At 29.1% G+C, this 13034-nt stretch carries 13 protein-coding genes; 10 read left to right on the top strand and 3 right to left on the bottom strand.

Annotated features, from left to right (window positions below):
- Window positions 1-87 precede the first annotated feature (87 nt).
- Genes mltG through dapF form a run of 3 tightly spaced genes read right to left on the bottom strand, consistent with a single transcriptional unit; the run spans window position 88 to window position 2403 of the window.
- Window positions 88-1116 (bottom strand): endolytic transglycosylase MltG, encoded by a 1029-nt coding sequence (mltG, locus tag Q4586_RS04365; protein WP_068704047.1) that lies wholly within the window; start codon window positions 1114-1116, stop codon window positions 88-90.
- Window positions 1109-1633 (bottom strand): GNAT family N-acetyltransferase, encoded by a 525-nt coding sequence (locus Q4586_RS04370; protein WP_068704046.1) that lies wholly within the window; start codon window positions 1631-1633, stop codon window positions 1109-1111. Before Q4586_RS04370 ends, mltG begins: the two co-directional genes overlap by 8 nt.
- Window positions 1633-2403 (bottom strand): diaminopimelate epimerase, encoded by a 771-nt coding sequence (gene dapF / locus Q4586_RS04375; RefSeq protein WP_303526671.1) that lies wholly within the window; start codon window positions 2401-2403, stop codon window positions 1633-1635. The genes Q4586_RS04370 and dapF overlap by 1 nt, the downstream gene beginning before the upstream one ends.
- A gap of 132 nt (window positions 2404-2535) precedes the next feature.
- Here dapF and Q4586_RS04380 point away from each other — a divergent pair, with 132 nt between their 5' ends.
- From Q4586_RS04380 to dapA, 10 genes are all read left to right on the top strand, one after another.
- The gene (locus Q4586_RS04380; protein ID WP_303526673.1) at window positions 2536-3912 is read left to right on the top strand and encodes a trypsin-like peptidase domain-containing protein; all 1377 of its coding nucleotides are present in this window, start codon (window positions 2536-2538) and stop codon (window positions 3910-3912) included.
- A 134-nt stretch (window positions 3913-4046) separates the two neighbouring features.
- Window positions 4047-5489 carry a glyceraldehyde-3-phosphate dehydrogenase gene (locus tag Q4586_RS04385; protein ID WP_068704042.1) on the top strand — a complete coding sequence of 481 codons (1443 nt, stop codon included), beginning with the start codon at window positions 4047-4049 and terminating at the stop codon, window positions 5487-5489.
- Window positions 5490-5589: 100 nt separating this feature from the next.
- The gene (locus Q4586_RS04390; RefSeq protein WP_141677670.1) at window positions 5590-5964 is read left to right on the top strand and encodes a hypothetical protein; all 375 of its coding nucleotides are present in this window, start codon (window positions 5590-5592) and stop codon (window positions 5962-5964) included.
- A 371-nt stretch (window positions 5965-6335) separates the two neighbouring features.
- Window positions 6336-6899, top strand: a complete 564-nt coding sequence (locus tag Q4586_RS04395) for a DinB family protein (protein WP_303526677.1) — start codon at window positions 6336-6338, stop codon at window positions 6897-6899.
- Window positions 6900-6922: 23 nt separating this feature from the next.
- Window positions 6923-8920 carry an NAD-dependent DNA ligase LigA gene (gene ligA, locus Q4586_RS04400; RefSeq protein WP_303526680.1) on the top strand — a complete coding sequence of 666 codons (1998 nt, stop codon included), beginning with the start codon at window positions 6923-6925 and terminating at the stop codon, window positions 8918-8920.
- Between the two features lie 49 nt (window positions 8921-8969).
- Window positions 8970-9635 (top strand): lysoplasmalogenase, encoded by a 666-nt coding sequence (locus Q4586_RS04405; RefSeq protein WP_068704035.1) that lies wholly within the window; start codon window positions 8970-8972, stop codon window positions 9633-9635.
- A 176-nt stretch (window positions 9636-9811) separates the two neighbouring features.
- Window positions 9812-10480 (top strand): lysoplasmalogenase, encoded by a 669-nt coding sequence (locus tag Q4586_RS04410; RefSeq protein WP_068704032.1) that lies wholly within the window; start codon window positions 9812-9814, stop codon window positions 10478-10480.
- A 2-nt stretch (window positions 10481-10482) separates the two neighbouring features.
- Window positions 10483-11556 carry an esterase-like activity of phytase family protein gene (locus Q4586_RS04415; protein WP_303526682.1) on the top strand — a complete coding sequence of 358 codons (1074 nt, stop codon included), beginning with the start codon at window positions 10483-10485 and terminating at the stop codon, window positions 11554-11556.
- A 28-nt stretch (window positions 11557-11584) separates the two neighbouring features.
- Window positions 11585-12097 (top strand): DUF6913 domain-containing protein, encoded by a 513-nt coding sequence (locus Q4586_RS04420; RefSeq protein WP_068704030.1) that lies wholly within the window; start codon window positions 11585-11587, stop codon window positions 12095-12097.
- Window positions 12097-12972 carry a 4-hydroxy-tetrahydrodipicolinate synthase gene (gene dapA / locus Q4586_RS04425; protein WP_303526685.1) on the top strand — a complete coding sequence of 292 codons (876 nt, stop codon included), beginning with the start codon at window positions 12097-12099 and terminating at the stop codon, window positions 12970-12972. The genes Q4586_RS04420 and dapA overlap by 1 nt, the downstream gene beginning before the upstream one ends.
- Window positions 12973-13034: the final 62 nt, after the last annotated feature.

The following is a 13034-nucleotide window of genomic DNA, read 5'->3' on the forward strand; positions in this document are numbered from 1 at the left end:
TTGCTTAAAAACTAGTAAAAACATGAATATGTTATATATTTTATAATATTTTAAGTGTTATGTTGTGAATAAAATTATGTTAAATATTTACCTATTAATTCCTCGTTGGGTTATCCATCGTTGATATTTAGCAGCATTTCTGTTGTGTTGCGCTAATGAATTGGCAAAATCATGAAAGCCAATTTTATCAACACTAGCACACATATAATAATAGTTGTGTTTTTTGTAATTCAAAACAGCATCTATTGATGATACATCGGGCATAGCTATTAACGATGGCGGTAAACCTGTGTTTTGATAGGTATTATAAGGCGATTTAATTTTAAGATCTTTATTTAAAACACGTTTTACTATAAAATCTTGTCCTTTAAGTTGTTTAATGGCATAAATAACTGTTGGGTCAGCTTGTAAAGGCCAACTGTCTCTTAATCTATTTAAATATAAGCCAGCTACAATTGGACGTTCACTTTTTTTAGCAGTTTCTTTTTGAACGATAGAAGCTAGAGTAATTACTTCCTTTTTTGATAGATTTAGTTTTTTAGCTTTTTCTAAACGCGATGAGTTCCAAAAACGGTTGTATTCACGGAGCATTTTTGTACGGAATGTTTCAGCAGAGGTATTCCAGTAAAATTCATAACTGTTCGGAATATACATTCCTAAGGCATTTTTTTGATTAAAACTGTTTTTAGCTAAAAAACCTTCATCCTTCATTACTTTTATTAATGAAATAGAATCTGTTTCAATCTGTTGTGCTATTCTTCCTGCTAGTTTTTCTAAAGAATCTTGATTGTTAAATGATAATTTAATTGGAGTTTGATTTCCACTCCTCAATAAGTTTACCATATCATTTAAACTCATTCCTTTTTTAAGAATGTATTTTCCGCCTTTTGGTTTGGTAAACTTTTTCTTTTTGGCAACCCAAATAAAATCATCAGGAGTATTTAAATAGTTTGCAAGTTGTTTTTTTAAATCATCAAAAGTATCATCAGATTTTATATAAATAGCGCCATTTTTAGTAACCGCTTTGCTAAATATTTTCTGATAAAAATTAAACCCAATAATTCCGCCAATTAAAAATATAATGGCAATAGCTGTGTATATTATTTTCTTATTCATTTATCAATTGAAATAAAATTTCGTCTTTATATATATTGTTGCTTAGAATCCAATCTTTTTTAACACCGATTTTGTTAAAATTGTGTTTTGTAAAAAGATGGATGCTATTTTTATTATCAGCAGTAATATTAGCATACAACTGATGTAATTGTATATGTGTAAAGCAATACTTAATTAATAATTGTAAAGCTTCATAAGCAAATCCGTTTTGCTGATAATCTGGGTGAATTAAAATTCCGATACCAGCTCTTTTGTGCTGTGGATTAAAATCAAAAAGGTCAATCATTCCCACAGTTTTTTTTGCTTTAATATCTTCAATAATTAAGCGTAATTGTTTTGCTTCATAAATATCTAAATGGGCATTTTCTAAATATTGCTTTAAAATAAATTTAGAAAAAGGAGCTTGGGTATGGCTGATTTCCCAAAAAGATTCGTTGTTTTCTATTTCAAAAAGAAATTCTAAATCTTCAGGCTCTATAGCTCTTAAATTTATATGTGTGCCTTTTAAGGTATTCATTACAATTTAATTTCGCCTTTAAATACACAAACGGCAGGACCTTTTAAAAATATATTGGTGTAATTCCCTTTTTTTTCTTCAAAACTTACTTCAAGTAAACCACCTTCAACAGGCAACTTAATTGAATTATGCGTTGTTTTTTTAGTAGCATGCATGGCAATTGCAACAGCAGTAACTCCGGTACCACAAGCTAAAGTTTCATTTTCTACACCTTTTTCGTAGGTTCTAACCCTAAAAGTATTGTTGTTAATTTGTTGTGCGAAATTTACATTAGCTCCAGGAGTATCGTAACTATATCTTATTTTCTTTCCGTTTTCAAAAACAGGGTAATCATCTAAAGAAGCCACTAATTCAACATGATGTTGCGTTCCTGTGTACGCAAAAACCGAATCGTTATTAATTTTGATGTCGTTTACATCAATCATTTGCAAAGAAACAATTCCATTATCAATTTCGGCATAATGCTCGCCATCAATAGCTGTAAATGTTGTTTTTTGTTTAAATATGTTTAATTGATTCGCAAAAGATACGGCACATCTAGCTCCGTTACCGCACATTGCTTGGCTACCATCAGCATTAAAATAAATCATTTTAAAATCGGTAGTAGTATCATTTTCTATCAAAATTAAACCATCGGCTCCTATACCAAAGTTTCTATCACATAATTTAGAAATTAAAGCAATGTTATTTTTAGGGAAAACAGTAATACGATTATCAATAATAATAAAATCGTTCCCGGTACCTTGATATTTATAAAAAGTTAAACTCATAGAGCACAAATATACATATTTTATCAGCGAAGCATAAGTGTTAAATAGCGGTTAAAATCAGTTAAAACAAAGTTAAACAGATTTATTAAGAATGTTAAAATACTATATTTGATATATTAAATTTTTAATCACATGAAGAAAATACTTAAAACACTAGGAGTCGGAATATTAGGAGGTGTAGTAGCACTTTCTGGATATAAAATGATAGTCGAAAAAACACCAACAATTATAACTGAAGCAGCGATGCCAGCTTTACAAACCGTACAAGCAAATTATATACCAACGGTTGTAAACTCAGCTACTGGGCCAACAGATTTTACGGTAGCAGCTGATAAAACCGTACATGCTGTAGTGCATGTTAAAAATACAGCAGTTAGAACACAGCAAAACCCGTATGCGCAACTTTTTGGAAGAAATGGAACAAGAAAGTATGAACGTGTAGGAACAGGGAGTGGTGTAATTATTTCACCTGACGGATATATCGTAACAAACAATCATGTAATAGAAGGAGCGAATGAAATTGAGATTACTTTAAATAACCAGAAAAAATTAAAAGCAGTTTTAATTGGAGCTGATAAAAGTAACGATATTGCTTTGTTAAAGGTTGAGACAGATGAAGAATTACCTAATTTACCTTTCGGAAACTCTGATAATGCCAAAATTGGAGAATGGGTATTAGCGGTTGGTAATCCGTATAACTTAACATCAACAGTAACCGCAGGTATTGTAAGTGCAAAAGGACGTGATTTGGACGGGAATAAAAATATTGAAGCTTTTATTCAAACAGATGCTGCGGTAAATCCTGGTAATAGTGGTGGAGCATTGGTAAATACGAGAGGTGAGTTAATTGGAATTAATACCGCTATTTCATCAAAAACAGGTTCTTTTATTGGATACTCTTTTGCTGTACCATCAAATATTGCTAAGAAAATTGTAAACGATTTACTAGAATTCGGATCGGTACAAGAGGCAATTTTAGGAATAGGAATTGATAATGAAACAGAAGGTTTAGAGGGTGTTAAAATAGGTTCGATAGATGAAGATAGTGATGCTTTAAAAGCAGGTTTAGAAGAGGGAGACGTAATTAAAAAAGTAAATAATATTAAAATTTCCAAGTTTTCTGAATTAAAAGGACAGTTAACAGCAAAAAGACCTGGTGAATATGTAAATGTAACAGTTAGTAGAAATGGTGAAGATTTAACGAAAACAGTAAAATTGAGTAAAAAAAGTACATTTATTTCTCAGACTTTTGGTGTTCAGTTAAAAGACTTATCAAAAAAAGAGCAAAAAAAATTAGGTATTTCGGGGGGTGCTAAAATTACAGCGACAAACAATAAAGGTTTTCAGTACTATAGAGTAGGAGCTGGTTATGTTTTAACAAAAATTAATGGTAAAAAAATTAATAATGCTTCTGAAGCTGTTGATCTTCTAGATGCTTATACAGGTAATCAACAAATGATTCTAGAACTAATGAGTCCTGAAGGAAAAAAAGAATATTTTAGATTTTAAAATAAGTAATAATAAGGGCAGATGTCGTTGAAAATTGTTTTTTCAACGACATTTTTATATTACAAAATCGATACGAAATCGTTTGAAATTCCTATTTTTGCAGCACATTTTTAAAATTTAGTTAACACACAACTATGTCAACAATAACAAATTACGAAAAAGAAGTAGTAGGTCAGGCGCAAGTAAGACGAGCTACGGTTGAGTTTATTAATATCGTTAATGATTTATGGTACGATAAATCGATAGAATTAGTTTTATTTAGAAATCCATTAGTAGATAAAAGAGCTAGTGAGGTTTTAAATTTAATCGATTATGCTAAAGAATTTGTAGCAAAAGAGATTTCTATTAACGATGCTTTAGAAATAGCAAAAGCAATTCAGAATATTGATTTACCAGCATCTAAATTAGATATTGGTAAATTAGCATATGAGTATCATTTACAAGATGATGCATCAGCAAATAAATTAGATTTTGTAAAAAATCAATTAAAAGATGCAACAAAGGCAGGAGATATTCAGCCAAAAGATGTTGTATTATATGGTTTTGGTCGTATTGGGCGTTTATTAGCACGTGAGTTAATGACAAAAATGGGTAAAGGTTCTCAATTAAGATTAAGAGCAGTTGTTACTCGTGGTGAAATTAACGAGGCAGTGTTAGAAAAAAGAGCTTCTTTATTAAGTGTAGATTCTGTTCATGGAGATTTCTTAGGAACTGTTCAGGTTGATGTAGATAACAATGCATTAATTATTAATGGAACTACTGTATATATGATTTCTGCTGGTAAGCCAGAAGATATTGATTATACTAAATACGGAATCAACGATGCGTTAATTATAGATAACACAGGTGCTTTTAAAGATAAAGAAGCATTGAGTCGTCATTTAGTGCCAAACGGAGCAAGTAAAGTATTATTAACAGCACCAGGAAAAGGAATTCCAAATATTGTACACGGAGTAAATCATTCAGAAAACAATCCAGATAACGTAGATATTTTCTCTGCAGCTTCATGTACAACAAATGCTATTACGCCAGTTTTAAAAGTTTTAGAAGACAACTTCGGAATTAAAAAAGGACATTTAGAAACGATACATGCATATACTAACGATCAAAATTTAGTAGATAATATGCATAGTAAATATCGTAGAGGTAGAGCAGCAGCTTTAAACATGGTGATTACTGAAACAGGAGCAGGAAAAGCAGTAGCAAAAGCATTACCAGCTTTAGAGGGTAAGTTAACTTCAAGTGCTATTAGAGTACCGGTTCCAAATGGTTCATTAGCAATTTTAAATTTACAATTAAACTCAAATACAACGGTTGAAGCAGTAAATGCTATAATGAAACAATACGCTTTAGAGGGTGATTTAGTAGAGCAAATTCAATATTCATTAAATAACGAGTTGGTTTCTTCAGATATTATTGGAACAACAGCGCCTTCAATTTTTGATAGTAAAGCAACTATTGCAGACGGTAACACAATTGTAATCTATATTTGGTATGACAATGAATATGGATACTCTCACCAAGTTATGCGTTTAGCAAAGCATATTGCTAAGGTGCGTCGTTATACATATTATTAACATATTATAATAATTACTTAAAAAAAGCCAAAACATTTTTTGTTTTGGCTTTTTTTTAGCTATATTTGAAAAACACAACCCCCTAACCCCCCCCCTAATTATGAGAAAAGTATTCTCTCTGTTTTTGTTGTTGCTAAGTGTAACAATATCATCTTTTTCACAACAAGTAAATGAGCTAGATTTTTTAACTTCAGGTAAATGGCAAGTAGAATCAATTCAAATTGGTGAAGAACTTCAAGAATTTTCAGAAAATAATAATTGGATGATTTTTCATGCAGATGGAAAGTATCAAGTTGTTATGAATAATAGTGAAAAAAGAGGTAATTGGAAGCTCGAAGAAGCTAGTAAAGTTATCAAATTTGAAGAAGATGAAAATTTAGCTAATGGCTTAAAAATAGAATTATTAAATAAGAAAGAACTTTTATTTTCGGCAACTGAAGGTGATATAGTCTATACCATGAAGTTGAAAAGATAAAAAAAAATAAGTATATGTAAACCGAAGCAAAAGCTTCGGTTTTTTTGTTAAAAGTAAAAAGGTGTTTAATAAAAGGTTATTTATACATAAATATATACCATTTATACATTGGTTTGGCTGTTTATTGTTAATTAAAGTATCTTTGTAGTGTAATACACAAGGGAATCATAATTGATGAATTGGGGGATTAATCAATAATGAAGATTTAAAAAGCATCACTTTATAAAGTGATGCTTTTTGTTGTTATATAACCTAGCTTGTTGATAAGTATATTTGTAATTTTGTAACTTAAAATTAAATAAGATTATTAAACATAATAGGTGTAAGTTATTACCTAAAACTTTTCTTAATTTCGCCTTAAATTTTAAAATATGAAACCATTTTTTTCTTCACTTTTTCTACTATTAGCGATAGTAACAGTTAATTCACAATCAAAACTACCTTATTATGAGGTGCCACATGCAGCTGTTGAATATACAGCAGGTGCTGTAGTTAGTAGAATGGTAGATGGCCTTGGTTTTCGTTATTATTGGGCAACAGAAGGATTGGTAAAAAAAGACTTAGTATTTAAACCAAATAAAGAATCGAGAACAACATTAGAAACGGTTGATCACATTTTAAGCTTATCACAAGTTATTTTAAATGCAACTTTAAGTAAAAAAAACGGAGAAAAACAACCAAAAATGACATTTGCTGAAAAGCGAAAAAAAACACTAGAAAATTTAAAGCAAGCAAGTGATATTTTAAAAATAAGTAAAGATTTATCACAATATAAAATCATTTTCGGTAAAAAAGAATTTCCATTTTGGAATGCTATTAATGGTCCCATAGCAGATGCTACTTGGCATGTTGGTCAAATAGTTTCTTTTCGTCGTTCATCAGGTAACCCTTTACCCAAAGGAATACAGTTTTTAACAGGAACAGTAAAGAGGTAATAATTTTTATAGCTATTATTTTAATGACAATTCAAAAAAAAATACAATCGCTTCGCGATGAACTTAATCAGCATACATATAATTATTATGTATTAGATAATGCTACAATTTCAGATTATGATTTTGATATTAAGTTGAAAGAATTAGAGGCTTTAGAGATTGAAAATCCACAGTTTTTTGATGCAAATTCGCCAACGCAAAGAGTAGGTGGAGAAATTACTAAAAACTTTGAAACTGTTGTCCACAAAAATCGCATGTATTCTTTAGATAACTCTTACTCTAAAGATGATTTGTTAGATTGGGAAAAACGTATTCAGAAAATGTTAGGAACTGATGAGATTGAATACACATGCGAGCTAAAATACGATGGCGCTTCTATTAATTTAACTTTTGAAGATGGGAAATTTGTAAAAGCGGTAACTCGAGGAGATGGTTTTCAGGGAGATGATGTAACAACAAATATTAAAACAATCCGTTCAATTCCGTTAAGTTTAAAAGCTGACTTTGTTAGAGATTTTGAAATGCGTGGAGAAATTATTTTACCACTCGATGGATTTAATAAAATGAATGAAGAGCGTATTGCTAATGGAGAAGAAGAATATAAAAACCCTAGAAATACCGCAAGCGGAAGTTTAAAACTACAAGATAGTGCAGAAGTAGCAAAACGACCGCTAGATTGTTTGTTGTATCAAGTTGTTACATCAGAAAGGAAATATAAAACGCATTTTGAAAGTTTAGAAAATGCACGAAAAGTAGGGTTTAAAGTACCAAAAACAATAGCTTTAGTAAAATCAATTAATGAAGTTTTTGATTTTGTAAATAACTGGGAGGTTAACCGACATGATTTACCTTATGAAACAGACGGAATTGTAATAAAAGTAAACAATTTACAACAACAAGAAGAATTAGGCTATACATCCAAAGCCCCTCGTTGGGCAGTTGCCTATAAATTTAAGGCAGAACAGGTTTCTACGGTTTTGAATGAAATTACGTATCAGGTTGGTAGAACAGGAGCTATAACACCGGTAGCAAATTTAAAACCAGTACAATTAGCAGGTACAACTGTAAAAAGAGCTTCATTACACAATGCAGATCAAATTGAAAAACTTGATATTAGAATAAATGACACTGTTTTTGTAGAAAAAGGTGGAGAAATTATTCCTAAAATTATTGCGGTTGATTTTACAAAACGACCACAAAATTCAGAGCCAACAATTTATATAACGCATTGTCCCGAATGTAATTCTGAATTAGTTAGAACAAAAGGTGATGCAAAACATTATTGCCCAAATGAATTTGGATGTGCACCACAAATAACAGGAAGAATCCAACATTTTATCAGTAGAAAAGCGATGGATATTGATGGATTAGGAGGAGAAACTGTTGATTTGTTACGTAAAGAAGGGTTGATTGAAAACTATGCAGATTTATATGACTTAACAACAGCGCAAGTAATTCCGTTAGAAAGAATGGCAGAAAAATCGGCGCAAAATATGATTGCTGGAATTGAAAAGTCAAAAGAAATTCCGTTCGAAAAAGTATTATTTGCTTTAGGTATCCGCTTTGTTGGAGAAACCGTAGCAAAAAAACTAGCCAAACATTTTAAATCGATAGATAATTTAATGGCTGCTAATTTTGAAACATTGATTTCAGTCGATGAAATAGGAGAAAGAATAGCACAAAGTATTATTGATTTTTCGAATAACTTAGGTAACATTCAATTGATTGATCGATTAAAAAAACATGGAGTTCAATTAGAAGTTTCAGCTGAAAGTTTAGAGGGGCAAACAGATAAGCTTACGGGAAAGGTATTTGTGGTTTCAGGAGTTTTTCATCAAATGAGTAGAAATGAGCTAAAAAAAGCGATTGAAGATAATGGCGGAAAAGTAAGTTCATCAATATCTAAAAAAACAAGTTTTATTGTTGCAGGTGATAATATGGGGCCAAGTAAATTAGCGAAAGCTGAAAGTTTAGGGATACCAATTATTACAGAGCAATATTTTATAGATATGATAAGTTAAATGACTTATAAGTTTTAGATTAATAGTAAATTAAACTCCAAAAGAAATAATGACAAAAAAAACTAAAAAAACCATTGCCTCTATATTGTTTTTACTAGTTGCTATTATAGATGTATACGCTGTAATAGTTCAAGATAAAAGTTTAGAAATTATTTTTAAACCTTTGTTAATGATGGCTTTAGTAGTTGTTTATTTAGTTTCTGTTAAACAAGTCAATTTTTGGTTAATATCTGCTTTGTTTTTTTCATTTTGGGGTGATGTATTTCTGTTAGATAAAACAAATTATTTTGTGTTTGGGTTAGCGTCATTTTTAATAGCGCATATTATGTATATAAAAATGATATCTAGTTTTTTAAAAAAACAATCTTTTATAAAGGTGATAAAAGCCGCAATTATATTTGTTACCTTATTTGCAGGTGTCCTATTTTTAATAAAAGATAATTTAGGAGAAATGTTAGCTCCGGTAATTGTGTATGGAGTTGCAATTTCTACGTTTGGAACTTGTACTTTATTAAATTATCAAGAAAATAAAACAATAGCCAATTTATGGTTGTTATTAGGTGCTATTCTGTTTATAGCATCTGATAGTTTAATAGCGTTGAATAATTTTTATCAACCAACGCACATGTTTGATGTTTTAATCATTATTTTATATGTTGTGTCTCAGTATTTAATAGTAAATTCAATGCTTAAAAATAACAAGAAGTATAAGTAACTTTTTAAATGTTATACCATTTAAAAAGTTGAATTATTTTGTTAAAAAAATAAAAGCTAAAAAATAGTAGTAGTAATTTATATAAAAAACTATATTGCTACATTCTGAAAGAAAAATTAAAAAAGCTAAAAAAGTAACGATTAAAATTATTTTAAATAAAATCATATAAAATAAGTATGACAAAAAAAACTAAAATAGTAGTAGCAACTATATTATTTTTTATTGTTTCGGTAGCTGACATTTTTGCTGTAGTTTTTCAAAATAAAACAATGGAAATTGTTTTTAAACCATTATTAATGATTTCGTTATTAGTAGTGTATTTTTTTTCGAAAAAAAAAGTTAATTGGTGGTTGGTTTTAGGGCTATTTTTTGCTTTTTTAGGTGATGTTCTTTTGTTAGCTGATCAAAGTTATTTTGTTTTTGGAGTAGCTTCTTTTTTAGTAACTCACGTATTATATATAAAAATAATAGTTGGTTTTCTTGAAAAGAAATCATTTACAAGAATGGTTCTTTCTACTGTCCCGTACATGACATATTTTTTAACAATCATGTATGTAGTTTTTGATAACTTAAAAGACATGTTAATTCCTGTAGCTGAATATGGACTAGTGGTGTCGATATATGGGGCAGTTACATTTTTAAATTATCAGCAAGAAAAATCAAAAGGAAATTTGTTATTGTTTTTTAGTGCCATATTTTTTGTCATTGCTGATGGTTTTATTATTTTAAATATATATTATGAGTATAATAAAATACTTGACTTTTTTGTAATTTTATTATATATCACTGCACAATATTTAACCGTAAAAGGATTAATTGTAAGAGAAGAAGTTAATAAAATTTAAAAATGAAAACAGTAAGATTACTAATTATTGCTTTGTGCTTTGTGTCTTGTAAAAAAGAAAAATTACAACTGCATTTTTTAAACGAATATATAGTTAAAGACTCTTTATTAATAGATAACACTGTAATAGGTGGTATTTCAGGTATAGATTATCATGAGAACCAATATTACATGGTTGTTGATGATGCAAAAAAACCGAGAGTTATAATTGGAGGTATTCAAATTGAAGAAGATTCAATAAAATCGATAAATTTTAAAAAAGTAATTAAATTAGATAATACAAATTCTTTTTCTAAACAGAATGCGCTAGATTTAGAGTCTATTTTTATTTCAAATAATAAAATTAACTTAGTAAGTGAAGGGGCTATCAATATAGGTAAAAACCCAACAATTTTCGCTGTTGATATGAAAGGCGAATTTCAAAAAGAATTTAATATTCCAAGTTATTTTAAAGCAAATTCTAAAGCAGAACCAAAACATAACGCAGTTTTTGAAGGTTCTTCAAAAAGTTTTGATAAGAAAGGTTTTTGGGTAGCAATGGAAGGTGTATTAGCAGCTGATGGAGAGGAGGCTACGTTTCATAAAACACAATCACCAATTAGAATTACGTATTTTGATAATCAAACAAAAAAAGCAACAAAACAATTTGCGTACCAATTAGAAAAAATAGACAACCCTGCAAAAGGAAACATAAATTTAAATGGCGTAACAGCTATTTTAGAATACCAAAAGAATCATTTTTTTATTGTTGAAAGAATTTATCAAAGTGGTTACGGTACTTTAGGAAATACCATCAGAATTTTTAAAGCAACAATTAAAGAAGAATCAACAAATACATTAAGTATTAAATCTTTAAAAAAAGAAGCATATATTCCATTAAAAAAAGAATTAGTTTTTGATTTTAAAAATGTACAACATAAATTAACAGATACAATAATTGATAATATTGAAGGGATTACCTTGGGACCTAATTTATCAAATGGAAATAGGTCTTTAATTTTAGTCTCTGATGATAATTTTCAGGTATATGGCAAGCAATTAAATCAGTTTTTATTGTTAGAAATTGATGAGAAGTAAAACGTATTAAGGTTAGTAATTAATAGGAATGATAAATAGACTTAAGCAAAAATCAATTCAAAAAATTTACAATAAAACAATTGTAAAAAAATCAGTTAAAAATAAAGAAGAGAGAAAGATAAAAAAAGTCGCTATTTTATTAGATAACGAATCGTTAGAGAATATTGTTTTAGCTAATTTAAGCAATAAACTATCTTTTGTAAAAGAAAATATAACTGTTTTAATTTATAGAGAATTTTCTAAAAAAGAAGAAGTTTTACCTAAATTTTTCACAAATAAAGATATTGGTATGAAAGCGAGTTTAAAATCAGACAATTTAAAAAACTTCGTTAAAAACGATTATGACTTGCTTATAAGCTATATAAAAACACCAAATTTATATACGAATATGGTAACTTTGCTGTCGCAAGCAAGTTTAAAAACTGGTTTTGCAGGAGTTGATGATAGATTGTATGATCTTGTTATTTCCGATGAAGGATTTAATGAGGCAGTTTTAAATCAAGAATTAAAAAAATACTTAACGATATTAAATAAAATATAATGCAAAAATTTGTTGGTACCGGAGTCGCTTTAGTAACTCCTTTTAACGAAGATTTAAGTGTCGATTATAACGCACTTAGAAAGTTAGTAAATTATAATATTGATAACGGAACAAATTATATAGTTATTAACGGAACCACGGCCGAAAGTGGAACGATAACAGTAGCAGAAAAAGAAGAAATAATAAAAGTAATAGCGCAAGAGAACAACGGTAGATTACCTTTAGTTTTAGGAGTTGGTGGTAATAATACACAAAAAGTAATTGAGGAGTTAAATTCACTCGATTTGTCAAGTATCGACGGTATTTTATCTGTAGCACCTTATTATAGCAAACCAACACAAGAAGGTTTTTATCAGCATTTTAAAGCTATTTCATTGGTAAGTTCTAAGCCAATAATTTTATACAATGTACCTGGTAGAACGGCTAAAAACATGGAGCCATCAACTATTATACGGTTAGCGAATGATTTTGATAATATTATAGGTGTTAAAGAAGCAGGTAATATTCAACAACAATATTTAGAATTGCTAAAAAATAAGCCAGAAGATTTTTTAATAATTTCAGGTGATGATGATTTAGCTTTAGGAGTTGTTTTAGCAGGAGCATCAGGAGTAATATCAGTAATAGGACAGGGATTGCCAAAAGAGTTCTCGAAAATGATTCAATTAGGGTTGGCGGGAAAAAACAAAGAAGCTTACGAAATACATTATAAATTAATGGATATTGTAAACTATATTTTTGAAGAAAACAATCCGGCAGGAATTAAATCAGTTTTATTAAAAAAAGGAATTTGTTTAGATGAAGTTCGTTTACCTCTAGTAAAAGCTACTGAAGAATTACAAACTAAAATATCAGACTTTATAGATAATTTATAATTTGTCTAAAAAAGAATATGAGTTATAAAAGACTACAATTTTTTAATTGTAGTCTTTTTTTA

The sequence above is a fragment of the Tenacibaculum soleae genome, from assembly GCF_030549005.1.
Lineage (GTDB): Bacteria > Bacteroidota > Bacteroidia > Flavobacteriales > Flavobacteriaceae > Polaribacter > Polaribacter soleae.